Consider the following 24,392-nt stretch of genomic DNA (forward strand, 5'->3'; position numbering starts at 1 on the left):
GGCCAGCCCGGAGGCTGGCCTTTGATGTTTTCAGGATAGTGACTGTCTCAGTTCAGGGCAGCATCCGTGATCGCGTGCGTCCAGGCCCCTTCCGGTGCCTTGGAAATCACAGGATCAGACCCGCCCGACAGCAACGATGCCACCGTGCGCTCATAGTCCGCCGGGTCCAACGCGCCGTTGCTACCCGCTGTCAGCTTGGCAATCTCGCCCATCATCCGTTTTTGATGCTCTTCGGTCTGCGCACCCGAGGCATCGTTGTCCAGAACGATTTCGGCAGCCTCATCCGGGTTCGCTTCGGCATACTTCCAGCCCTTCATCGAGGCACGCACAAAGCGGACCATCTTGTCCTGAAAGGCGGGGTCTGAAAGGTTCTCTTCCAGCGCATAAAGACCGTCTTCGAGCGTCGCAACACCCTGATCCTCATACTTGAACACCTGCAATTCCTCAGGCGTCAGACCGGCATCAATGATCTGCCAGTATTCGTTGTAGGTCATGGTCGACACGCAGGCTGCTTGCCCCTGCAGGATCGGATCCACGTTGAACCCCTGTTTCAGCACGGTGACTCCGCCGTCTGATCCATCAGTTGGGATGCCCAGTTGGCTCATCCACGATAGGAACGGGAATTCGTTGCCAAAGAACCAGACCCCCAGCGTCTTGCCCGGGAAGTCATCCGTGCTGCTGACGCCTGCGTCCTTGCGGCACGTCAGCATCATGCCCGACGATTTGAACGGTTGTGCGATGTTCACCATCGCCAGTCCCTTTTCACGGGCTGCCAAGGCGGCTGGCATCCATTCAACGGTGACGTCTGCGCCACCACCAGCCAGCACTTGGGTCGGCGCAATGTCCGGGCCACCGGGTTTGATGGTCACGTTCAGGTCTTCTTCCTCGTAGAAGCCTTTGTCGAGGGCGACATAGTAACCCGCGAACTGGGCCTGCGTGACCCACTTCAGCTGCAAGGTAACGTCATCTGCGGCTTGGGCCGCAAAGGCGCTCAGGGTGATTGCCGCGCTCGCGGCAAAGGTTGTTATCGTTCTCATGTGGTACTCCTTCGTTGGTTTTGGTTTGTGGTTCGGACCTTCATGACCGGGCCCGCTGAGATGGATGCCAGAATGTCACAGTACGCTCGATGAGCGCAACGCCCCCATAGGCGGCCGATCCAACAATGGCGGCGACGACAATTTCGGCCCAGACAAGGTCAAGCGCAAGCTGCCCGACAGATGTCGAGATACGAAAGCCCATGCCTCGGATGGGCGAGCCGAAAAATTCAGCAACAATTGCCCCGATCAAGGCCAGCGTGGTGGCAATTTTGAGACCGTTGAAAATGAAGGGCATGGCCAGCGGCAGGCGCAGTTTGATCAAGGTGGTCAAAGGGGGTGCAGCGTAGGTCTTCATCAAATCCCGTTGCATCTGGTTGCTGGCTTGCAACCCCTCGACCGTGTTTACGAGCATCGGAAAAAACACCATGACGACGACCACGGCGGCTTTCGACTGCCAGTCAAATCCGAACCACATCACCAGGATCGGGGCCATGCCGACAATTGGCAAGGCCGCCACGAAATTGCCCACTGGCAACAAACCCCGGCGCAAAAACGAAAACCGATCAATAAAGATCGCAGTGAGGACCGCGGCACCACACCCGATGATGTACCCGCTCAGTGCGCCCTTGATCACCGTTTGCACAAAGTCTTCCCACAGGATGTCTGTCGAAGCGGCAAAGCGCACAGCAATCGCAGATGGCGCGGGCAACAAAACGGCCGAGATGTCAAAGCCGCGTACGACCCCTTCCCAAATCGCAATCAGGGTCAGGCCAAAGACAACGGGCATCGCAAGCCGGATAACCGGCGTGGCAGGCTGGCGCGACATCCAGACGTTCGCCATCCATCCCATTACCCACGCAAGAAATGCGAAAACGATCCACCCCATCAGGCCATCCCCATCCGGTTCAGCGTCACACGCTGGATCACCCCAATGATGGCCACAAGCACAGCCGCCAGAGCCGCCGCCATGATAAGGGCCGACCAAATCTGGATCGTTTGCCCGTAATAACTGCCAGCCAGCAGGCGCGCGCCCAGCCCTGCAACCGCCCCCGTCGGCAATTCACCCACGATGGCGCCCACAAGGCTCGCAGCGACTCCAACCTTCAACGAAGCAAAGAGATACGGCATCGAGGCCGGCAACCTCAGCCGCCAGAATGTCTGAGCCGCGCTCGCATTCCACGTGCGCATCTGGTCCAGCTGCATGACCTCCGGGCTGCGCAACCCCTTTACCATGCCCACGACCACCGGGAAAAAGGACAGATACATCGAAATCATCGCCTTGGGCAGCAAACCCGATATGCCCACCGCGTTCAGCACAACGATGATCATCGGGGCAAGGGCCAGAATGGGAATAGTCTGGCTGGTGATGACCCACGGCATGACCGATCGATCCATGACCGTGTTATAAACAATGCCGACCGCCAGCAGTATGCCCAACCCCGTCCCAAGGGCAAAGCCCAGCAGGGTCGCGCTGAGGGTCACCCATGAATGCCAGATCAGCGAGCGTTTCGAGGTGATCTTTTTCTCAACCGTCGTTTCCCAAATCTCTACAGCAACTTGATGTGGAGCGGGTAGCTTGGGCTTGTCCTGCGCCCATGTGTCGGCAACCAGCTCTGATGCGCTCAAACTCACACCAGCGCGCTCCGCCTTGTCATAGGCCCACGGCGCATTGAGCCAGATAGCCGCGAGATACCAAAGGACAAAGATCGCACCAACAACGGTCAACACGGGCACAACGTTGCGCATCACGGGCACGTCCCCCGCGTCTCTGATTTAAAAAAATCCCCCCCGGAGGGCCGATCAAACATCGCCGTGCCCCGCTCGCAACCCTTCGCGGACCCTATGGGCTACTTCCAGAAACTCCGGACTTTCCCGAATATCCAATAGCCGTTCCCGCGGTAAAGGGCTGTCAATCACATCCGTGATACGTCCCGGGCGCGGCGACATTACAACGATCTTCGTCGACAGATACACTGCCTCAGGGATCGAATGCGTGACAAATGCGATCGTCTTGCCGGTCCGGTCCCAAAGCTGCAACAGCTGTTCATTCAGGTGATCACGCACTATCTCATCGAGCGCGCCAAAGGGTTCGTCCATCAGCAAGATGTCTGCATCGAACGCCAACGCCCGTGCGATTGAGGCACGCTGTTGCATGCCCCCGGACAGTTGCCAGGGAAACTTCTTCTCGAACCCGGCAAGCTCCACCAACTCCAAAACGCGGGTCACACGCTCCGCCTGATCGGCTTTGGAATAGCCCATGATCTCAAGTGGCAGAGATATGTTCTTGCCAATGGTGCGCCACGGATACAGCCCGGCGGCCTGAAAAACATAGCCATAGGCACGGGCTTCCCGCGCCGCCTCGGGGCTGACCCCGTTAACTGTGATGGTCCCGCCAGTAGGTTGCTCCAGATCGGCCATGACACGCAGAAAGGTCGTCTTTCCGCAGCCAGACGGGCCGATAAAACTCACGAAGTCACCCTTCGCAATATCCAGCGACACATCCTTGAGGGCGTGGACTGGCCCGTCGTTGGTCTGGAACGTCAGATCCAGATTGACAGCGGAAATAACCGAAGTGTTTGACGCAGCAGAACTTGTCTCTGGGCCAGCGGTGCCTGTTGCCATTAAATACCTGCCGGAATGTTTAACGGGTCGCGCTGAATCATCTTCGGCGCGGTCAGCGCTTTCCACTTGGACAACGCCGTCGAGGCCGACGAGAACGCAGGGCGCGGCACGAACTTGCCCCGACCCGGACTTGGCTGCGAATTCTGGCCCCAGGCCCAGATCACCTCGCCCCGCGACAAGGTATACCGAGACTGCGCCTTGACCTCGAAGCCTTCAAACACGTTGTAATCCAGCACCGAGTGGTGGTTTGCGGGCGATATCGTCTTGGTGATCTTCGGATCCCACACCACGATGTCCGCATCCGCACCTTCCACGATCGCGCCCTTCTTGGGATAGATATTCAGGATCTTGGCCACGTTGGACGAGGTTGCGGCGACGAACTCGTTCGGGGTCAACCGCCCGGTCTCGACCCCTTCGGTCCAGAGCACGGCAAGGCGTTCTTCCAGACCGTTCGAACCGTTGGGAATGATGCGGAAATCATCGCGGCCTGCACGCTTTTGATCGGTGTTGAAAGCCGCGTGATCCGTGGCCACCACCTGCAAGGACCCCGCTTGCAGACCCGCCCAGAGCGAATCCTGATGGTCCTTGGAGCGGAACGGTGGCGACATCACGCGGCGTGCGGCATGATCCCAGTCTTTGTTGAAGTACTCGGACTCATCCAGCGTCAGGAACTGGATCAGCGGTTCGCCATATACCCGCATGCCCTTCTGACGCGCCCGGCGGATCGCCTCATGGGCCTGCTCGCAAGATACGTGCACAATATAAAGCGGCACACCCGCCGCATCCGCGATAGTGATGGCGCGGTTCGCCGCCTCGCCTTCAACCTCCGGAGGGCGGGAATAAGCATGACCCTCGGGGCCCGTGATCCCCTCGTTAAAGTACTTTTCCTGCAACGCAGCGACCAGATCACCGTTCTCGGCATGCACCATCGGCAAAGCGCCCAACTCGGCACAGCGCTGGAACGAGGCGAACATCTCGTCATCCTCAACCATCAACGCACCTTTGTAGGCCATGAAGTGCTTGAAGGAATTGACGCCCATATCAACGGCGTCCTTCATTTCGTTGAACACATTTTCGTTCCAGCCGGTGATGGCCATGTGGTAACCCACGTCAGAACAAATCTGCGGGGCAGATTTGCGGTGCCATTCATTGATCGCGTTCTTGATCGACCCATCGGCACCCGGCAGGCAGAAATCCACAACCATCGTGGTGCCGCCAACGGCCGCGGCCCATGTGCCGGACTCAAACGTCTCGGCCGCGGTGGTGCCCATGAACGGCATCTCAAGATGGGTATGGGGATCGATACCGCCGGGAATGACATAGGCCCCCTCGGCATCGATGTACTCATCGCCCACCAAATCCTCACCAATCTGCTTGATCACCTCACCTTCGATCAGCACGTCGGCTTTCCATGTCCGGTCTGCCGTACAAACCATGCCACCTTTGATCACCTTGCTCATGTCAGTTCTCCTCTGGAGTCCATCTTCTCTGATTCAAAAAATCCTGGGGTCTGGGGCAAAGCCCCAGTCATACGCTCGCAAAACACCCTAACGCCGATCCATGCACCCCAATGTCCAAAGGGCCAAAATCGCTCTCAACACAGAGCGAAAAGTAGCCCGCAAGCGGCAGGTACACCACGCGATAGCACCCGTCGGTGCGCGTCACGCTCCAACAGCGTTGTGTCATGCCACCTGAAAACTGCACCGTCGTTTCGAACGGTTCAACCAGTGCCGACTGAAAGGCAACGAGGGTATTGCACTCAGACTGGCTGCCGATCGGGGCCTCCACGACTTCCTCGCCAATGATCGCCTCTATGCGCTCTGCCACACTGAGGTCCGGGTCAATCACAACGGCCCCCGCGTGTCTGAAAACGGGACCCTCACCCGACAATCTCTGCTGTTTCTACAACCGCATGCATCAGCACATCCGTCCCGGCCATGGCCCATTCTTTTGAAATCTCCTCGGCCTCGTTGTGGCTCAACCCATCGACGCAAGGGCACATGACCATCGCAGTCGGCGCCACACGGTTGATCCAGCACGCATCATGGCCCGCACCCGAAATCAGGTTCATGTGTGTATAGCCAAGGCGCTCTGCCGCACTGCGTACCGCCCCGACGCAGGCCTCGTCGAAGGCAACCGGGTCAAACCCGCCCACTTTCTCAAACGCGATCTCTAGACCCATCTCATCGGCTACCTTCTTGCCTTCAACCTTCAGACGCGCTTCCATGTCCTCGATCACACTCAACTCGGGCGAACGGAAATCTACGGTGAACACCACCTTGCCCGGGATAACGTTGCGCGAGTTCGGATAGACATCAATGTGACCAGCTGCGCCTACGGCGTGGGGCGCATGAGACCACGCGATCTCGTCCACCTTCTCGAGAATCCGCGCCATGCCCAGCCCCGCATTCTTGCGCATCGGCATCGGGGTCGACCCGGTATGACTGTCCTTGCCCACTATGGTCACTTGAGTCCATGACAGCCCCTGCCCATGGGTGACAACGCCAATATCCTTAGCTTCCGCCTCCAGAATGGGACCCTGTTCAATGTGCAATTCAAAGAACGCATGCATCTTGCGTGCGCCCACATCCTCGTCACCGCGCCAGCCGATCCGGTTCAATTCATCGCCAAAGCTCTTTCCGTCTGCATCCACCCGATCATAGGCCCAATCCTGCGTGTGAATGCCCGCAAACACGCCCGAAGACAGCATCGCAGGCGCATAGCGCGTGCCCTCTTCGTTGGTAAAATTGGTCACAACGATTGGATGTTTGGTCTTCACATCCAGATCGTTGAGGGTCCGAATGATTTCCAAACCACCCAGCACACCCAGAACCCCGTCATATTTGCCCCCGGTCGGCTGCGTGTCGAGGTGAGAGCCCACATAGACAGGCAACGCCTCGGGGTCCGAACCAGCGCGATGGGCGAACATGTTGCCCATCTGATCAAGGCCCATGGTACAACCCGCCGCCTCACACCACGACTGAAACAGGGCGCGGCCCTCGGCATCTTCATCTGTCAGGGTCTGACGATTGTTACCGCCCGCCACACCCGGGCCGATCTTGGCCATTTCCATCAGACTGTCCCACAGTCGATCGCCGTTGATGCGCAGGTTCTCACCCGGTGCTGACATGCTATCCCCCGATCGTTTCGGCCACTTTTTGACCAATTGGTAAAGACACGATTGCCAAGGCGCGCATTTGTGTCAAGAACTGCTTTGGACTGAATTGCCTAAACAGGGCGCATCTGCCTAGACTTGCAGCATCTGATGTCAAAGGACCGCCCATGCCCGACGGCCCCCCGAAAAAGCCGAGCCGCATCCAACAACGTAATCGGCACCTTATTCTTGATGCGGCACTCGATGTGTTCTCGGCCCATGGCTATCGCGGTGCAACGCTGGATCAGATCGCTGAGGCCGCTGGTCTGTCCAAACCCAACATCCTCTATTACTTCAGCGGCAAAGAAGAGATCCACGTCACCCTGCTGAACCAGCTGATGGAAACATGGCTCGACCCGCTGGTGGAAATGGATGCGATGGGCGATCCGATGACGGAACTGCTCGCTTATGTGCATCGCAAACTCGACATGGCCCGTGACCTGCCTCGGGAAAGCCGCCTGTTCGCCGGTGAAATTCTGCAAGGCGCCCCACGCATGCACCCGCACCTAGTATCAGACTTAAAACCGCTGTTTGACGAAAAATGTGCTGTGATCCAGGGTTGGGTGGAGGAAGGCAAACTCGCGCCAGTCGACCCCCACCACCTGATCTTTTCAATCTGGTCGACCACGCAGCATTACGCAGATTTCGATGCACAGGTTCAGGTGTTGTCGAGCGATGACCCGTTGGAGGGCGCTCGGCGCTACATTGACACTCTGTTTCGGCGGATGCTCAGCATTCCAACAAGCACCTCTCAGACCCAATAATCTGGTGGCCAAAGACAGATACCAAACCACGCACAACACTTTTGCATTTTGATTAAGGTAACTCCGTTATGACCCTCGCAGCAGACCAGTTTGAGCCTCAGGACGTTCTTGACTTCTGGTTTCCGGACACAAGCTATTGGACCAGTATGGAAGCCTTGGGCGAGTGGATTTCCGAACGCATGTACGGTGGAATGGATGCCGCGATTTGCGAAAGGTTCGCGGACCTGACCAAAGCTGCTGCGATGGGACAGCTAGATCATTGGGCTGACACCTCACGCGGACGGCTGGCACTGCTTATAGCGCTCGATCAATTCCCCCGCTCACTTTGGCGGGACACCCCCGGAGCCTACGCGCAAGACTGCAAGGCAGCCCGGCTCGCCATGGACGCGGCAGAGATCGGTCATTGCAAGGCCGCTAAGCCATGGGAACGCATTTTCTACCTTATAGCCCTGGGCCACTGCGAAGGACCTGACCATCTCGCACGCCTGGATCTGATCGATAGCCTTACCGAGGATCTCGTCGCAGATTTACCTTCTACGTTAGAAGGATTGGGAGAAAAGCTGATAGCGCAGAACATGCGCGTCCGAGGCATCATAGAACGCTTCGGCCGCCATCCTCATCGCAATCCCATCTACGGGCGCGTATCCTCCCCCGAAGAAGAGGCATACGTCGCAACCGGCGACTTCCCACACGTACAAAGCACGCCTCCAACCTAACCGGCGTCAGGCGTCACTCCGCCGCCGTAGCACTCGGGTTGTTCGGGTGTGTCGTCCAATTGGCATATTCCGGCTCGACCACCTTTTCAGTGCGCGGATCGACCGTGCCGGGGGCCATCGCCTCCATGGTTATGCAGTCCTCAACCGGGCAGACGTTCACACAGAGATTGCAGGCAACGCATTCTTCATCGATGACTTCAAACACCCGCTCGGGGCTCATCGAAATGGCCTGATGCGATGTGTCTTCACAGGCTGCAAAACAACGCCCGCAAGAGATACAAAGATCCTGATTGATCTGCGCCTTGGCCACATAATTCAGGTTCAGATATTGCCAGTCCGTCACATTGGGCACCGCCGCGCCACGGAAGTCTTCAATGCTGGTGTGGCCTTTTTCGTCCATCCATTCCGACAGACCGCTGATCATCTCCTGAACAATCTTGAACCCATAGGTCATCGCCGCCGTACAGACCTGTACGTTGCCGCAGCCCAGAGTGATGTATTCCGCCGCATCGCGCCATGTGGTGATGCCGCCAATGCCTGAAATGGGGATACCAGCCGTGTCGGCACCACGTGCAATCTCTGACACCATCGACATCGCAATCGGCTTGACCGCCGGGCCGCAATAACCCCCGTGCGATCCCTTTCCGTCGATCGACGGTTCTGGCGACAACGTGTCCAGATTGACCGATGTGATCGAGTTGATCGTGTTGATCAGGCTGACCGCATCTGCCCCACCCGCCTTTGCGGCAGCTGCAGGTTTGCGGATGTCAGTGATGTTCGGAGTCAGTTTAACAATGACGGGCTTGGAATAGTACTGCTTGCACCAGCGCGTGACCATTTCGATGTATTCTGGCACCTGACCAACGGCGGCCCCCATGCCGCGCTCGCTCATCCCATGAGGACAGCCAAAGTTTAGCTCGATCCCATCCGCGCCCGTGTCCTCAACCAACGGCAAGATGGCTTTCCACGCCTCTTCCTCGCAGGGGACCATGATCGACACGATCATCGCACGGTCAGGGTAGTCGGCTTTGACGCGCTTGATTTCTTCAAGGTTGGTGTAAAGGTCGCGGTCCGTGATCAGCTCGATATTGTTCAGACCCAACAAGCGACGATCTGCGCCATAGATCGCCCCGTATCGCGGCCCGTTCACATTGACGACTGGCGGACCTTCGGACCCAAGGGTCTTCCAGACGACACCGCCCCACCCCGCTTCAAAAGCCCGGCGGACATTGTATTCCTTGTCCGTCGGAGGGGCCGAAGCCAGCCAGAAAGGGTTGGGGGATTTGATCCCTACGAAGTCACTTGTCAGATCAGCCATATGCAAGCCTCCCTATAGGCGGGGTTTATCCCGCGGCGCCCATTAAAACGTCATGAATATCCATCGCCGCGTCGCGCCCTTCGGCCACAGCCGTTACGGTCAGGTCGTCGCCTCCACTGGCGCAATCGCCCCCGGCCCAGACCCCCGAAACGCTGGTGCGACCAGCATCACTTACGGCAATTTTCCCGCTCTCCAGATCAGGCAACCCATCGCTCTCAAGCGTCTGCCCGATGGCGCGCAGGACCTGATCTGCTGCGACGCACACAGTCTGGCCCGTTCCAGTCATGTCCTGGTTCACGTATTCAAATTCGATCTCACGCACCGCGCCATTTCCGTGAATAGCCTTTGGCACCACATGAGTCATGATCCGGACCCCTTTCGAGGCCGCAAGGTCCTGTTCAAACACACTGGCGTTCATGCGATCTCGCCCCCGCCGATACGCCAGCGTGACGTTAAGCGCACCCAGTAACTTGGCCTGTACGGCGGCATCGACAGCGGTCATGCCACCACCAATTACAACTACGTCACGGCCCACGGGCAGGTCGGCCAAATCGCCCGCTTGCCGCAGATCAGAGATGAAATCGACGGCGTCCAAAACACCTGCCTTGTCGCCACCTTCAACAGACAACCCGTTCACGCCACCAAGGCCCATGCCCAAGAACACCGCATCATAATCAGCTCGCAATCTGTCCAGCGTAACGTCAGTGCCCAGCGCCTTGCCATGCTGCAACGTGATGCCACCGATGCCCAGCAACCAGTCCACTTCAGCCTGCGCAAATCCCTCGGGCGTCTTGTACGCGGCAATCCCGTACTCGTTCAAACCACCGGGCTTGGCACGCGCATCCATGACAACAACATCGTGCCCCAACATGGCCAACCGATGCGCACAGGCCAAACCGGAAGGGCCAGCGCCTACAACGGCAATCGACTTGCCGGTGGACGGCGCGCGCGTGAAAGGGTGTCCGCCTTTTTCCTGCAAATGGTCGGTGGCGTACCGCTGCAATTGACCAATCAAGACCGGCTTACCTTCAGCGATCTCGCGCACGCACGCCTCTTCGCACAGCGTTTCGGTCGGGCAAACGCGTGCACACATGCCGCCCATGATGTTCTGCGTCAAAATCGTCTTGGCCGCAGCATCCGGGGTTCCGGTCGCGATCTGGCGTATGAAAAGCGGGATATCAATGTCCGTCGGACAGGCCGTGATACAGGGCGCATCATGGCAAAAATAGCACCGATCGGCCGCCACAAGCGCCTCATGCGCATCCAACGCAGGATGCAGATCGGAAAAATTCGCGTCATACTCCGGCGCGGCCAACCGACCCGAAGCCACACCCGGTGTGAAAGGAGATTGCGTCATTTCTGCTCCAAAGCGACAACTGTTTCGTACCAAAACGCTTTCACAGACGAATATTTTTATCAACTGGTAAAATTTGTCATACACAACCAATCGGTCAAACTGCCTAAAGAAGCGGCAAGATGCCAGAAACAGGCATTGTTACGAGAAAAGCTTGATTTGGAGCGAAAATCAGCCATCTTTATAAGTGCTAAATCATCTATCGACCTACTGCTCCTACTGGCTCAGTCACTCGATCTAAATGACAATGCCAAGCTGCCGCATGTTGCGGGCAGGACAAATTAGGAGTTACGACGATGGCCACTGGCACCGTCAAATGGTTCAACACAACCAAAGGTTATGGCTTTATTGCGCCTGAAAGCGGCGGAAAAGATATTTTTGTCCACATTTCCGCAGTGGAACGATCAGGCCTCACAGGTCTGGCCGACAACCAGAAAGTGACCTACGACCTCGAAGCAGGACGTGATGGTCGCGAAAGCGCTGTGAACATCGCGCTGGTCTAACGATCAAAGAGTTCTAAGAGAATCAAACGGGCGGTGCATTTCCCATGCGCCGCCCTTTTTTGCCCAAAACACCTGAATTGACGCAAGACGGACCCACCGCACCCTTCTCTGATTCAAAAAATCCCGGGGAGTCGCGTATGCGACGGGGCAGAGCCCCCAAAGATTATCAATAAAATGGTGTCGCGAAGCGTCCTTTGGATCACGGACCGTCCCAATCGACATCGCCCGCCTCTGCGATCTCCAGGCGACCATCGGGCCAGGGCACCATCAACGCCTTGGCTGCCTCCAGATCATCCCCCATCCAGACAGGCAAATCATCACGTGCCAATAGTACGCCCATACGGTGATGGATTGGGGCAACGTCGGTGTTGGTGGCACAGGTCACCGCCGCCACCTGTGGAACGCGCAGCCCACCCGGAGCGGTCCATACGTCTGTGATTGCCGCAAAGTACAAGAAACCGCCGCCACAGGGTGCAATCCGCCACGCGGTCTTTTTGCGTGTTTCACCCGTCCACTCATACCAGCCGTTTACAGGGATCACGGCCCGACCCACACCATCAAAGGCGGATTTGTCAAAGACAGTCTCGCTACGTGCGTTGATAATCTGCTCCATCACCGGGCGGCCTCGCGCGTTAACCCGGCCGACCGGCACAATGCCCCAACGCATACGCGACAATTCCCCGTCAAACACAACGATGTCCTGCCCGGGCGCGATGTTGCGCCGCGCAGGTTCGCTGCCAACCACATCCGCCGAAACGCCCAGCACCTCGGCCAAAGCAGTCATAGGGTCCGTCAGAAAGAAACGGCCAGGCATGTCACTCAGCCTTTCGGGCGAGGTCCAGAACAAAGGGTCCCAACCCTTCAACAATCCGCGCCACCCCACTGGCATTTGGGTGAATACCGTCGGCTTGCATAAAGTCGCCAAGCGTGGCCGGGTCCGTGCCCGCTCCTCCCAGCCCTTCAAAAAAGCTCTCGGCATAAAAAGTGCCATAGGCCTCGGCCAGGTCGGGATACATGGAATCAAACGCAGCCTTGTATTCAGGTCCGTAGTTGCCCGGCGCTTGCATACCGACCAACAGCACTTCGACACCTGCGCGGGACGCAGCATTCAAAATTCCGTCCAGATTGGCCCGGCTCACCTCAGGGTCGATCCCGCGCAGCAGATCGTTCCCCCCCAACGTCACGATCAGCGCATCCACATCCGGAGTCAGGGTCCAGTCCACGCGGGACAACCCGCCAGCAGTCGTATCCCCAGAAACGCCCGCGTTTATCACAGTCGCGTCCTGCCCCTGATCCTGCAGCCACTGCTCCAGCTGCGGAACAAAGCCCTGTTCTGCGGGCAAGCCATACCCTTGGGTCAGACTGTCGCCGAGGGCGGCAATCGTCACCTCCTCTGACCACGCCACAGATGCGCAAAAAACCAGAACAATCGCGCCCACTGCCTTGCTCATATCAATCCAACCTCCATATGACCTCGTAACAGACAATAAAGGCACGCGCATATGTCCGATCCAGTCCTGTCCCTCAAAAATGCAGCGCTCAGCCTTGATGGCAATGCCGGGCGGGTCGACATCCTGCATGGGATCACACTCGATATCGCACGGGGTGAGACTGTGGGGCTTGTGGGTCCCTCTGGATCCGGAAAATCCTCGTTGCTGATGATCATGGGTGGGCTGGAACAGGCAACGGGTGGGACGATCCATGCTTTGGGTCAGGACCTGACAGCCATGAATGAAGACGCGCTCGCCCGTTTTCGACGCGGGCATATGGGTGTGGTCTTTCAGTCTTTTCACCTGATCCCGACAATGACCGCCCTCGAAAATGTGGCCACACCGCTGGAACTGGCGGGCGTCCGGGACGCGTTTGAACGGGCCGAGGCCGAACTGGACGCCGTGGGCCTGAGCAGCCGCGCCAACCATTACCCAAGCCAGATGTCGGGCGGCGAACAACAGCGCGTGGCCCTTGCGCGCGCCTCGGTCACGCGGCCCGAGATCTTGCTGGCGGACGAACCCACGGGAAATCTGGATGGGGCCAATGGCAGTGCGATCATGGATTTGCTCTTTGATCTGCGCGACCGGCACGGGGCGACCCTCGTGCTTGTAACCCATGCGCCTGAACTGGCGGCACGGTGTGACCGCGTGATCCGGCTGTCCGATGGCGCTTTGGAACCCGACCGCAAGGCCGCTGCCGAATGAGCCTCGCCACCTCCGCTCGATTTGCGGCCCGCGAGTTGCGCGGAGGCCTGCGCGGGTTTCGCATTTTTCTGGCCTGCCTCGCTCTTGGCGTTGCAGCCATTGCCGCTGTCGGATCAGTCCGCTCAGCCATCGAAGCCGGTCTTGAACGCGAGGGCGCTGCGCTGCTTGGCGGTGATGCGGAGCTCGACTTTACCTACCGGTTCGCGTCTGAGGGCGAATTGGAATGGATGAACGGCGTCGCCACAGAAGTGTCAGAAATCGCGGACTTCCGGTCCATGGCCGTCGTCGATGGCCCCGACGGGACAGAACGGGGCCTGACCCAGATCAAGGCCGTCGATGACCTTTACCCCTTGATCGGAGCTGTTGAACTCACGCCTGATATGCCGCTCGATCAGGCACTCGCTGTCAACAACGGCATACCCGGCGCCGTGATGGAGCGCGCGCTGATCGATCGCCTTGGCCTCAGGGTCGGCGACACCTTCCGCCTTGGCATCCAAACCTTCACCCTAAATGCAGAGCTCAGCCGCGAACCTGACAGCGCCGCTGGAGGTTTTGCATTGGGCCCACGCACCATCGTGTTGCGCACCAGCCTTGAAAACGCACAGCTCTTGGCGGCAGGCACGCTGTTCAATTCCAAGTACCGCCTTGCCCTGCCCCCCGGCACAGACCTCGAAACGCTTGAGGCAGAGGCACGCACGCGTTTTGAAAACAGCGGCTTGCGCTGGACAGATGCCCGCAACGGGGCGCCAGGTGTTTCCGAATTCGTGGACCGTTTAGGTGCTTTCCTTGTGCTTGTCGGCCTGTCAGGCCTTGCTGTCGGCGGCGTTGGTGTGTCGGCGGCGGTACGCGCCTACCTTTCGGAAAAGACCAGCGTGATCGCCACCCTGCGCACGCTCGGTGCCGAACGCAGCACCATCTTTCAAACCTATTTTATCCAGATCGGGACGCTGTCTCTGCTGGGCATTGCCATCGGGTTGGTTCTTGGTGCGCTTATCCCCCTCGCCCTCGCACCAGTGATCGAGGCGCGGCTTCCAATCCCTGCCAGCTTTGCCATCTACCCCGGCCCGTTGTTTGAATCCGCGATCTACGGCCTTTTGACCGCCTTTGTCTTCACGCTCTGGCCGCTGGCACGGGCTGAAGACGTGCGCGCAGCCACTCTGTTTCGCGACGCACTTGGCACCGCACGTCTCTTGCCCGCCCCACGCTACCTGCTGTGGATCGCACTTGGGCTTGCCACACTGATTGGGCTCGCGGGCCTTTTCTCAGGCACATGGTGGCTGACACTCTGGACCTCGGGCGGCATCGCATTTGCTCTGGCTTTGTTGGCCATCGCTGCCACCGGCATCCGCTGGTTGTCGCGCCGCTTGGCACCAAGGGCCAAAGGCAGACCGGCACTCCGCTGGGCGCTTGGTGCGATCTCGGGGACGCGCGAAGGGGCCGCCTCTGTTGTTTTGTCCCTTGGCCTCGGCCTGTCCGTACTTGCCGCCGTGGGGCAGATCGATGGAAACTTGCGCAACGCCATTTCGGGCAACCTGCCGGATATCGCCCCCAGCTACTTCTTTGTAGATATCCAGCGCGATCAGATTGATGGCTATACGGAACGGTTGGAGAGTGACGACAGCGTCAGCCGCATCGAAAGCGCGCCGATGTTGCGCGGCATCATCACCCAGATAAACGGAACACCAGCCAGCGAAGTCGCGGGCGATCACTGGGTGATTCAGGGCGACCGGGGGCTGACATACTCCGAAACCCCAAGCGAAAATACACGCATCACCGCTGGCGAGTGGTGGCCCGAAGGCTACTCCGGCGCACCGCAAATCAGCTTTGCCGCAGAAGAGGCTGAGGAAATGGGGATCGGACTTGGCGACACCCTCACCATCAACATCCTCGGGCGCGACATCACCGGGACGATCACATCCCTGCGCGAAGTAGACTTTTCCACCGCAGGCATCGGGTTCATCCTTTCGATGAACCCCAGCGCACTGCAAGGCGCGCCGCACAGCTTCATATCCACCGTCTACGCGACCGAAGAATCCGAAGCTCAAATCCTGCGCGACATCGCAAACGCCTATCCCAACGTCACCGCCATCCGCGTGCGCGACGCGATCGACCGGGTCGCTGATGTGCTCGCCGGGCTGGCCGCTGCGACGTCCTACGGCGCGGGGGCGACGTTGCTGACCGGTTTTCTTGTGCTGATCGGGGCAGCGGCGGCCGGCACACAGGCACGCACCTATGAGGCGGCAGTGCTCAAGACCCTCGGGGCCACGCGACGGCGCATCCTGATCAGCTTTGCCACCCGCGCCGCCCTTTTGGGGCTGGCCGCAGGTGCGGTGGCTCTGGCGGCTGGGATCACGGGTGGCTGGGCGGTCAGTACGTTTGTGATGGACACTGATTTCAGCGTCATCTGGCCCTCTGCTCTGGCCATCATCATCGGCGGGGTAACAGCCACTTTGGTCGCCGGTCTCGCCTTTGCGTGGGGTCCGCTGGCCGCACGCCCCGCCCAAGTGCTCAGGGGGCGCGAATAAGCGCAGTTGCGACAGCACGCTGCCCGTGCAAAACCCGTCCCTAGCCATTGAACCACAAAAGACGCAGGCCCATGACTGACCAATTGCCCATGCCCGTCACCGCCCCTCTTTCTTCCGCTCAAAAGACGCAACTGATCAACCTGATCCGCCGCGCGGCTCGGGCCGAGATCATGCCCCGGTTTCGCAGCCTTGATGCGGGCGAGATCGACACAAAGAAAGACGAAAACGATCTGGTCACCGCCGCCGACATTGCCGCCGAAGCGATGATCACGCGGGGCTTGCAGATGGCGTTCCCCCACGCGCTTGTGGTCGGAGAAGAAGCGATATCCAAAAACCCGGACCTCCTCAAAGGGATCGGTGACGCCGAGTTGTGTTTCATCATCGATCCTGTCGACGGCACGTGGAACTTCGCCAAGGGTATGCCCCTTTTCGGCACGATCATCGCGGTGTGCCGATTTGGGCAGCCTGTTCTGGGGTTAATCTATGACCCCGTTGGCGACGATCTGATCGTGACGGACAACACGTCCCCTAGTGTCTGGCAAACCCGGACGGGCCGACAGCGGCCCATCACTACTGCCGCTGCAAAACCGCTCGACCAGTTGGCCGGATACTTGCACATCCGCCTGATGCCGCCAGCGGATCGCGCGCTGATGTGGTCCAAAGTCGGCGTCCTTGCCTATGTCGGCACCTTGCGCTGTTCGGCCCATGAATACCGGTTGCTGGCGACCGGGGCGACGGACTTTGTCTTGTCCGGGCACCTCAATTGCTGGGATCATGCGGCGGGCGTATTGCTATGTCAGCAAGCGGGCGGCAAAGCGGCCATGCTGGACGGAACGCCCTATAATGCGGGCTTGACCTCTGGCTATCTGCTCAGCGCTTCATCTGATGCGGTCTGGGACGCGGTGGCCACCCACTTTGCCGATCTTGTGGCTGACACATGACCCCCTGGTTCTTTGGCTACGGCAGCCTCGTCAACCGAGCCACGCACAGCTACCCGCAAGCACAAGCCGCGACGCTGACGGGATGGCGCCGGGTCTGGGTGCGGACCGAGTTGCGGGATGTGGTGTTTCTGTCAATCCACCCCGCCCCCGGACACAGCATAGATGGCCTGATCGCAAGTGTGCCAAACGCGGATTGGGCCGCGCTGGACCAGCGCGAAAGCGGCTATGCCCGCATCGACGCGACACACCACGTCAACCATGCAGCACCGGCCAACAACATCGCCGCATATCAGGTCCCGCCTGAACAGCAGCGCAGCAGCGGAGATCACCGCATCTTGCTCAGCTACCTCGACGTGGTCGTGCAAGGGTTTGCCCGCGAGTTCGGCCAAGCAGGGGCCGAGGCCTTCTTTGCGACAACAGACGGTTGGGACACACCGGTTCTGGATGACCGCGCTGCTCCGCTCTACCCCCGCGCTCAGAATCTGAGTGCGCAGGAACGTGCCTTGACGGACCGGCTACTTGCGCAGGTTCAGTAGGGACAAAAGCCGTCCCTCACGCGCGAATTGGTCGCGCGGCACTTGTGTCGTCCCGCCCGCTGCGATCACCCGCAACGCCAGCACCCATGCGATCCCGCCGAATAGCACACCCGCCAATGCTTGCCCGATCAACACGCCGGGTGCGCCGAACAAGGCCGCACCCAACCACACCAAGGGGATCATGGCGATCGTATTGCGACCCCAGTTCATGCCCGTTGAATAGAACGGATGTCCAAGGTTGTTGAACGCCGCATTGGCGATGAACAAAACCCCGTTGAAAAAGAACAAGAGCGCCAGCGGCCCGCAAAACAGGTACACCAGATCGCGCGTTATACCAGTGGCTGTAAACAAGTCCGCAATCGGACCGCGTAAGGCAAATAGAACCACAGAGATGACAAGGACCACACCGGCAGCAAAGATCAGCGCAGCATTGAACCCCCGTCGAACGCGATCATAGTTCTGAGCGCCAAAATTCTGACCCAAGATCGGCCCAACCGCCCCCGAAAGGGCAAAGATCACAGCAAAAGACACAGGCATCAAACGGCCCACAATGGCCATGCCCGCAACAGCCTCTAACCCGTATTGTGCCATGGAACGTGTGACGATGGCCTGACCTACCGGCGTCGCCAGTTGCGTCAGAATTGCGGGAAAACCGATACTGACCAGCGGGCCAAAGTCTCTCAACATGGTCGGCAATCTGGGACGCGGAAACCCGCCGTGGTGGCGTAGGATCGGCAAAACCGCCGTCAACCCGATCACCACCCGCGCCGCAACCGAGGCCAGTGCCGCGCCAGTCAGATCAAGGCCCAAACCAAAAATCAGGATCGGGTCCAATACCGCATTCACAACCCCGCCATAAATCGTGGCCATCATCGCGCGGCGGGCATCTCCGTGGGCGCGCAGGATGCCACCCCCCATCATACCGACCACCAGAAATGGCAGCGATGGCACAATGATACGCAAATACCCTTGAGCCAGCGTGGCCGTCTCGCCTTCGGCGCCAATCCAGGACACGAAAAGCGGCACGTTGATCCAGACGAATGCGGCAAAGATGATGCCAAACCCAATACCGTAAATCAGCCCATGAGTGCTGCGCATTCGCGCTTCTTCAAGGTCTCCGGCACCCAATGACCGGGCCACAAGCGCACCCACCGCAATCGCCATGCCAATGGAAAAGGACGTGGTGAAAAAAAGGATCGATCCGGCATAACCCACGGCTGCGGCCAGTTCGGCCTTGCCCAGCATCGCGATGAAAATCATGTCGATGAAATCGACCAGAAACACCGCCGTGATGCCAAGGGCCGAGGTGAGCGACATCACTGTCACATGGCGCAAAAGCGAGCCCGAGACGAATTTGGCCTGTGCATCAGCCAACTTCCCGTCCCTTCTCTGATTTCAAAAAATCCCCCCCGGAGGGCCGATCAACATCAGCGCCGAAGGGTCCAGACATCAGCGCGCCTTGACCACCTGCAGCAGCGGCATCAACGCCGCCATATCAGGCCCATGCGCCTGCCCCGTCAGCGCCTTGCGCAAAGGCATGAACAGCCCACGCCCCTTGCGACCTGTGGCCTCTTTGACAGCACCTGTCCAAGCCCCCCATGTGTCGGGCGTAAATGGCCCGTCTGGCAACATCGCGATGGCCTGCGCTACAAACTCACGATCTTCATCTTCGATCACCGGGTCAGCGCCATCACGGCACAGGGTCCACCACCCCTCAAGATCGCCCAAGGTCTCGATATTATCGCGCATGACAGTCCAGAATGCAGGCGCAAGTTCGCTGGACACGCCAATGGCCTCGATCCGCTCGACCACCGCGTCAAGCGGCAGGGACTGCAAATACCGACCGGTCAGCGGGAACAAATCCGCCTCGTCGAATTTGGTCGGGGCCGAGCCAAAGCGGGACACATCAAAGCCCTCAATCAACTCTGCCATCTCGCTGCGCAATTCAACCGGGTCAGACGCCCCAAGGCGGGCCATCAACGACAGCAGCGCCATTGGCTCCACTCCGCGTTCGCGCAAATCACGCAACGCCAACGTGCCCAGTCGTTTTGACAAAGCCTCGCCTTGCGGGCCGGTCAGCAGCGAATGGTGGGCAAAGCGGGGGGCGGTGCCGCCCAAGGCTTCAATAATCTGGATTTGCGTCGCCGTATTTGTGACGTGGTCCGATCCACGTACAACATCGGTCACACCCATCTCCATGTCATCGACAACCGAAGCAATCGTATAAAGCACCTGCCCGTCCTGCCGGATCAGCACGGGATCAGAGACCGAAGCCGCATCAATGCTGATGTCACCCAGAATGCCGTCGGTCCATTCAATGCGGGTTTGATCCAGCTTGAACCGCCACACACCTTGCCCGCGTTCGGCGCGCAATGCGTCCTTTTCAGCTTCGCTCAGATCAAGCGCCGCACGGTCATAAACCGGCGGTTTGCCCATATTGAGCTGCTTCTTGCGCTTCAGGTCTAGTTCAGTTGGCGTCTCAAACGCCTCGTAAAACCGCCCGTTGGCACGCAGCGTGTCTGCGGCCGCAGCATAGCGGTCCAGCCGTTCTGACTGACGCTCAACCCGGTCCCAATGCAGGCCCAACCATTCCAGATCAGCCTTGATTGCATCAACATACTCTTCCTTGGACCGCTCCGGGTCCGTATCATCAATACGCAGAATGAAGGTCCCCCCCGCCTTGCGCGCGATAAGGTAGTTCATCAGCGCAGTGCGCAGGTTTCCAACGTGGATGTAGCCAGTGGGGGATGGTGCGAAACGGGTGGTGGTCATGAGGTGCTCTCCGGGAACTTGGCCTTGCCTTGTCATAGGGGCACGGCCTTGTCCAGTTTTGCACCAGCTTTCAGTGCTAAAGGGGACCTGACGGCAAGATAATCGAGAATGCTGCCGGGCGTGAACCACACGCATCGCGGGCAGTTCTTAATCCCTCTTGTCCCGCACCTTGCACAATACCGCATTAAAAAAATCGATAATTTTTACGTGATCGCCCGTGACATCGACAATTTTGCGCTATGTTAGCATTATCTGACAAGAAGGATGACATTCATGGCAAACACACCCAAACTCTCTCGCCGCTCTGCCCTGATGGGGGCCGCAGCGCTGCCATTGGCCGCAGCAACAGCCACCGCAACCCGGGCCGCCGCGCCTATGCTCGGCGTCACACAATCCAACTTTCGCCGTGTCAAAGTCGGCAGCTTTGAGGTCACGACGCTGCTCGCGGGCACGCGGCCCGTGGAAAACCCACACAAGATCTTTGGTCTGAACGTGGACGAAGAGACGTTCAATTCCGTCTCTGCGGACGCGGGCCTGTCCACCACTGCTGCGCAGTTCTTCTTTACACCGACACTTGTAAACAACGGTTCCGAACTGGTTCTGTTTGATACTGGGCTTTCTGGTGCAGCGACGGTTCAGGCGATCGAAGCCGCCGGGTATACAGCTGATCAGGTCGACAAAGTCGTGATTACGCACATGCACGGCGACCATATCGGCGGTATCTCAACCGATGGCACACCGACATTCGCAAACGCCGCCTACATTACCGGCGCCACTGAATTCGACGGCTGGTCCGGCACAGGCAACGAAAACTTCGACGGCAAGATTGTCCCATTGGCCGACCAGTTCACCATGCTGGATGACGGCGGCTCGCCCGCTTCGGGGATCACTGCCATGGCCGCCTTTGGCCATACACCGGGCCACATGGCCTATATGGTCGAAGACGGTGGTACGCAGCTGGTGATTGGCGCGGACTTTGCCAACCACTATGTGTGGTCACTGGCCCATCCCGATTGGGAAGTCCGTTTTGATATGGACAAAGCCGCAGCCGCAGCAACGCGCAAAACCATGCTCGACATGATGGCCACAGACCGCACGGCGTTCATCGGCTATCACATGCCATGGCCCGGCATTGGGTATGTCGAACGCAACGGTGAAGGCGGATACCGCTATGCCGCACACAGCTACCAGTTGATGCTGTAACTGGCCGCGAATGAATACAGTAAGGCGGACGTGTTGTTCGCCTTACACCTTGCCCGCAGCGCGCAAGCGATCCCATGCATAGCTCAGGTAGCTGCGCGAAAAACTGTGACCGCCGTCAAAGGTGCAGAACTCCAACAGATCATCAGCCGCGTTGCCCTGCCGGGTGCAGGACATTGCGTCGATCTGCACAACTGTCTCAGGGCCAAATCCGCCTACCGCGCGATACATTGCCAGAACGTCCAGAACATCACCCTGCTTTGTCGGGCCAATGGGTCGCCCCGCCAGCGGCACTGTGCGGTCCTTTGTCCCATGGATATGAATGACCGAAGCCGGGGCGGCACAAGCCGCAGGCGGTCCTCCCCAGAACGTACCCGATACTGGCGCAAAACCTGCAAACAGGTTTGGACGCTGGCACGCCAATTCCCATGTCACCATGCCGCCAGCAGAAAAGCCCGACATCATGACCCGATCAGGATCGATCCCGAACCGCGCAACAGCATCCGAAATCATCGCCTCAAAATAGGCGATTTCGGCCGCGCCCGTGGATGCCATATCGCTGGGCGCACCGGGAATATCCCAGTCGTCCCGCGCCGATTTAGGAGCAATCAGCGCCAGTCCCATCTCGGACACCATGCGGCGCAGCCCGCCATTGCGCATCACGCCCCGCGCTGATCCGCGATAGCCATGGGCAAAAACGATTGCCCCGACAGGACCTGCCTGCCCCTCGGGCATCGCAATGCGGTAGTGCCGGTCGCCAATCATGCAGTCACTGTCCGGGCCGCAGGCCACAGCGATCGAAGGCAGCAGCATCAAAGCCAAAGACAGGGCAAAGCGCATGGAAACAACCTCATGATATGCATCAAAATCGCGTGCATATATGGAAGCCGCCGGCGGTCCCGGCACAAGTCACATCACCGTGTAAACGCAGCTCAGGTTGGCTCGCGCCATGCGTTCACGATGGGGTAACGGCGATCCAACCAGAACGCACCTTTGGTCAGGCGGGCTCCGGGCGCGGACTGGAATCGCTTGTATTCGCTCAGGTAAATCAGACGCTCGATCTTGCGCGCCACATCGCCTTCAAACCCTGCCGCTACGCAGTCAGCAATCGATCCATTGCGGTCCACAAGGATCTCAAGCATCGCATCAAGGTCCGGATAGTCCGGCAAGCTGTCGCTGTCCTTCTGATCTTCGCGCAACTCGGCACTGGGCGGTTTTGTTATGATCCGCTGCGGAATGACCTCTCCTTCATTCCCCATCATCCAGTCACGATGATTGGCATTGCGCCAGCGGCACGTCTCAAACACGCGGGTTTTGTAAAGATCCTTGATCGGATTGTAGCCACCGGCCATGTCGCCGTAGATCGTCGCATAGCCCACCGCCACTTCGGATTTGTTGCCAGTTGTCAGCAGCATCTCGCCAAATTTGTTAGACAGCGCCATTAACAGCAGCCCCCGTATCCGGCTTTGAATGTTTTCTTCTGTCAGGTCTGCATCCAACCCCTCAAACAGCGGGGCAAGGGTGCTCGTCACAGCCGCGCGTGTCTCTGAAATCGGAACGTAGTCATAGCGACAGCCCAGCGCTTTGGCGCAAGTTTCGGCGTCTTCCAGCGAATGCGGCGAGGTATATTCGGACGGCAGCATCACGCAGCGGACATTCTCTGGTCCCAGCGCGTCCGCTGCAATGGTGGCCACTAGGGCAGAATCCACGCCACCGGACATGCCGAGCAGGACCTGCTTGAACCCGGTCTTCGCACAATAGTCGCGCAAAGACGTGACCATGACACGGTAGTCCTGCTCCCACGGATCAGGATGTTGCGCCTTTTCGCCATCAACCACACGCCAGCCCTCAGGACCGCGTTCAAGGTCCACATGGGCCACTACCTCATCAAAGATCGGCAACTGCACCGCCAACTGCCCGCCGGGGTTCAGCGCAAAACTGCCCCCGTCAAACACCTGATCGTCCTGCCCCCCAACCATGTTGAGGTAAATCAATGGCAAACCGGTTTCGACCACACGGGCAACCATGTGATTGATGCGGGTGTCGAACTTGCCTCGGTAGTAAGGTGACCCGTTGGGAACCAGCAGGAACTCCGCCCCTGTCTCCTCCAAAGTCTCGGCGACATCCGGATGCCACGCATCTTCGCAGATTGGGCTACCAACGCGAGTATTGCCGACAGAGTAAGGACCACCCAAAGGACCGGCATCAAAAATCCGAACCTCGTCAAACACAGTCTCGTTGGGCAGATGATGCTTAAGAACACGGCTCGCAATCTTGCCGCCCTTGCAAATCAGGTAGGCATTGAACAACTCCGCGCCCTCAGCCCAGGGACAGCCAATGGCCAGCGCCGGGCCATCCGCACAATCGACCGCCAAAGCCTCAACCGCTTCCATCGCAGTGGCGTGAAAGACAGCCTTCATCACCAGATCCTGCGCGTTGTAGCCAGCGATGAACATCTCGGGCAGGGCCACCAGATCGGCGCCCGCGTCGCGACCCGCCTCCCAGGCATCCCGCGCTTTGGCGGCGTTCCCGGCAATATCACCAACCGTTGGGTTCAACTGACCCAGCGTTATGCGGAATGTGTCGGCCATTGGCGCGCTCCTTCAATCTCCCACGCGATGTAGCAGAAAGCGCGGGCGAGGAAACCCACAGGCGACGTCTGCACCCGCCTCTCACGCTGCTTCTTTGTTTCCCAAAAACCCCCGGGCGTTCCGAACGAGGGAAAACTGGTCCCTCCGCGCCCGCGCATTCAGCG

General features: G+C 59.0%; 23 protein-coding genes. 8 read left to right on the forward strand and 15 right to left on the reverse strand.

Annotated features, from left to right (window positions below; all coding sequences use genetic code 11):
- Positions 1-47 precede the first annotated feature (47 nt).
- The 7 genes from DHN60_RS14905 to DHN60_RS14935 all read right to left on the reverse strand — a co-directional run bounded on the left by DHN60_RS14905 (position 48) and on the right by DHN60_RS14935 (position 6,789).
- Positions 48-1,037: an ABC transporter substrate-binding protein gene (locus tag DHN60_RS14905; RefSeq protein WP_108838121.1), complete on the reverse strand. Its 990-nt coding sequence runs from the start codon at positions 1,035-1,037 to the stop codon at positions 48-50.
- 40 nt (positions 1,038-1,077) lie between these two features.
- Entirely contained in the window at positions 1,078-1,923 is an 846-nt protein-coding gene (locus DHN60_RS14910; protein WP_108838122.1) for an ABC transporter permease, read from the reverse strand.
- Positions 1,923-2,783, reverse strand: a complete 861-nt coding sequence (locus DHN60_RS14915; protein ID WP_199913688.1) for an ABC transporter permease — start codon at positions 2,781-2,783, stop codon at positions 1,923-1,925. Before DHN60_RS14915 ends, DHN60_RS14910 begins: the two co-directional genes overlap by 1 nt.
- Positions 2,784-2,837: 54 nt before the next feature.
- Positions 2,838-3,659, reverse strand: a complete 822-nt coding sequence (locus DHN60_RS14920; RefSeq protein ID WP_108838123.1) for an ABC transporter ATP-binding protein — start codon at positions 3,657-3,659, stop codon at positions 2,838-2,840.
- Positions 3,659-5,119, reverse strand: a complete 1,461-nt coding sequence (gene hydA, locus DHN60_RS14925) for a dihydropyrimidinase (protein ID WP_108838124.1) — start codon at positions 5,117-5,119, stop codon at positions 3,659-3,661. The genes DHN60_RS14920 and hydA overlap by 1 nt, the downstream gene beginning before the upstream one ends.
- A 67-nt stretch (positions 5,120-5,186) precedes the next feature.
- Positions 5,187-5,486 carry a hypothetical protein gene (locus tag DHN60_RS14930; protein ID WP_159089231.1) on the reverse strand — a complete coding sequence of 100 codons (300 nt, stop codon included), beginning with the start codon at positions 5,484-5,486 and terminating at the stop codon, positions 5,187-5,189.
- A 52-nt stretch (positions 5,487-5,538) separates the two neighbouring features.
- The gene (locus DHN60_RS14935; RefSeq protein WP_108838126.1) at positions 5,539-6,789 is read right to left on the reverse strand and encodes a Zn-dependent hydrolase; all 1,251 of its coding nucleotides are present in this window, start codon (positions 6,787-6,789) and stop codon (positions 5,539-5,541) included.
- Positions 6,790-6,941: 152 nt separating this feature from the next.
- Here DHN60_RS14935 and DHN60_RS14940 point away from each other — a divergent pair, with 152 nt between their 5' ends.
- Both DHN60_RS14940 and DHN60_RS14945 read left to right on the forward strand, forming a co-directional pair.
- Positions 6,942-7,577 carry a TetR family transcriptional regulator C-terminal domain-containing protein gene (locus tag DHN60_RS14940; protein ID WP_108838127.1) on the forward strand — a complete coding sequence of 212 codons (636 nt, stop codon included), beginning with the start codon at positions 6,942-6,944 and terminating at the stop codon, positions 7,575-7,577.
- Between the two features lie 68 nt (positions 7,578-7,645).
- Complete coding sequence (locus tag DHN60_RS14945) at positions 7,646-8,293, forward strand: DUF924 family protein (protein ID WP_108838128.1); 648 nt, start codon at positions 7,646-7,648, stop codon at positions 8,291-8,293.
- 13 nt (positions 8,294-8,306) lie between these two features.
- On the opposite strand, the gene preA is transcribed toward DHN60_RS14945, so the two are convergent.
- Together preA and DHN60_RS14955 are read right to left on the reverse strand one after the other, a co-directional pair.
- Complete coding sequence (gene preA / locus DHN60_RS14950; protein WP_108838129.1) at positions 8,307-9,611, reverse strand: NAD-dependent dihydropyrimidine dehydrogenase subunit PreA; 1,305 nt, start codon at positions 9,609-9,611, stop codon at positions 8,307-8,309.
- Positions 9,612-9,636: 25 nt separating this feature from the next.
- Positions 9,637-10,968, reverse strand: coding sequence for an NAD(P)-dependent oxidoreductase (locus tag DHN60_RS14955; RefSeq protein ID WP_108838130.1), 1,332 nt, complete (start codon positions 10,966-10,968; stop codon positions 9,637-9,639).
- A gap of 293 nt (positions 10,969-11,261) precedes the next feature.
- Between DHN60_RS14955 and DHN60_RS14960 the strand changes: the two genes are divergently transcribed.
- Positions 11,262-11,468, forward strand: coding sequence for a cold-shock protein (locus DHN60_RS14960; protein ID WP_108838131.1), 207 nt, complete (start codon positions 11,262-11,264; stop codon positions 11,466-11,468).
- A gap of 199 nt (positions 11,469-11,667) precedes the next feature.
- Here DHN60_RS14960 and DHN60_RS14965 read toward each other — a convergent pair whose 3' ends face one another.
- Both DHN60_RS14965 and DHN60_RS14970 read right to left on the reverse strand, forming a co-directional pair.
- Complete coding sequence (locus DHN60_RS14965; protein ID WP_108838132.1) at positions 11,668-12,282, reverse strand: SOS response-associated peptidase; 615 nt, start codon at positions 12,280-12,282, stop codon at positions 11,668-11,670.
- A gap of 1 nt (position 12,283) precedes the next feature.
- Entirely contained in the window at positions 12,284-12,919 is a 636-nt protein-coding gene (locus DHN60_RS14970) for an arylesterase (RefSeq protein ID WP_108838133.1), read from the reverse strand.
- 51 nt (positions 12,920-12,970) lie between these two features.
- Between DHN60_RS14970 and DHN60_RS14975 the strand changes: the two genes are divergently transcribed.
- From DHN60_RS14975 to DHN60_RS14990, 4 genes are all read left to right on the forward strand, one after another.
- Complete coding sequence (locus tag DHN60_RS14975; RefSeq protein WP_108838134.1) at positions 12,971-13,663, forward strand: ABC transporter ATP-binding protein; 693 nt, start codon at positions 12,971-12,973, stop codon at positions 13,661-13,663.
- Positions 13,660-16,188, forward strand: a complete 2,529-nt coding sequence (locus DHN60_RS14980; protein ID WP_108838135.1) for an ABC transporter permease — start codon at positions 13,660-13,662, stop codon at positions 16,186-16,188. Before DHN60_RS14975 ends, DHN60_RS14980 begins: the two co-directional genes overlap by 4 nt.
- A 71-nt stretch (positions 16,189-16,259) precedes the next feature.
- Complete coding sequence (locus DHN60_RS14985; protein WP_108838136.1) at positions 16,260-17,129, forward strand: inositol monophosphatase; 870 nt, start codon at positions 16,260-16,262, stop codon at positions 17,127-17,129.
- Positions 17,126-17,665 (forward strand): gamma-glutamylcyclotransferase family protein, encoded by a 540-nt coding sequence (locus tag DHN60_RS14990; protein WP_108838137.1) that lies wholly within the window; start codon positions 17,126-17,128, stop codon positions 17,663-17,665. The genes DHN60_RS14985 and DHN60_RS14990 overlap by 4 nt, the downstream gene beginning before the upstream one ends.
- Here the strand turns inward: DHN60_RS14990 and DHN60_RS14995 are convergent.
- Positions 17,645-19,039, reverse strand: coding sequence for an MATE family efflux transporter (locus DHN60_RS14995; RefSeq protein ID WP_108838138.1), 1,395 nt, complete (start codon positions 19,037-19,039; stop codon positions 17,645-17,647). The genes DHN60_RS14990 and DHN60_RS14995 overlap by 21 nt on opposite strands.
- Positions 19,040-19,114: 75 nt before the next feature.
- The gene (gene gltX, locus DHN60_RS15000; protein ID WP_108838139.1) at positions 19,115-20,437 is read right to left on the reverse strand and encodes a glutamate--tRNA ligase; all 1,323 of its coding nucleotides are present in this window, start codon (positions 20,435-20,437) and stop codon (positions 19,115-19,117) included.
- Between the two features lie 273 nt (positions 20,438-20,710).
- Between gltX and DHN60_RS15005 the strand changes: the two genes are divergently transcribed.
- On the forward strand, positions 20,711-21,640 hold the full coding sequence (locus DHN60_RS15005; RefSeq protein ID WP_108838208.1) for an MBL fold metallo-hydrolase: 930 nt from the start codon (positions 20,711-20,713) through the stop codon (positions 21,638-21,640).
- A gap of 42 nt (positions 21,641-21,682) precedes the next feature.
- On the opposite strand, the gene DHN60_RS15010 is transcribed toward DHN60_RS15005, so the two are convergent.
- Positions 21,683-22,477: a PHB depolymerase family esterase gene (locus tag DHN60_RS15010; protein WP_108838209.1), complete on the reverse strand. Its 795-nt coding sequence runs from the start codon at positions 22,475-22,477 to the stop codon at positions 21,683-21,685.
- Positions 22,478-22,569: 92 nt separating this feature from the next.
- Entirely contained in the window at positions 22,570-24,228 is a 1,659-nt protein-coding gene (locus tag DHN60_RS15015) for an NAD+ synthase (RefSeq protein WP_108838140.1), read from the reverse strand.
- Between the last annotated feature and the right edge of the window lie 164 nt (positions 24,229-24,392).

Origin of the sequence: Tateyamaria sp. Alg231-49 (genome assembly GCF_900143535.1) — a bacterium.
Classification (GTDB): Bacteria; Pseudomonadota; Alphaproteobacteria; order Rhodobacterales; family Rhodobacteraceae; genus Tateyamaria.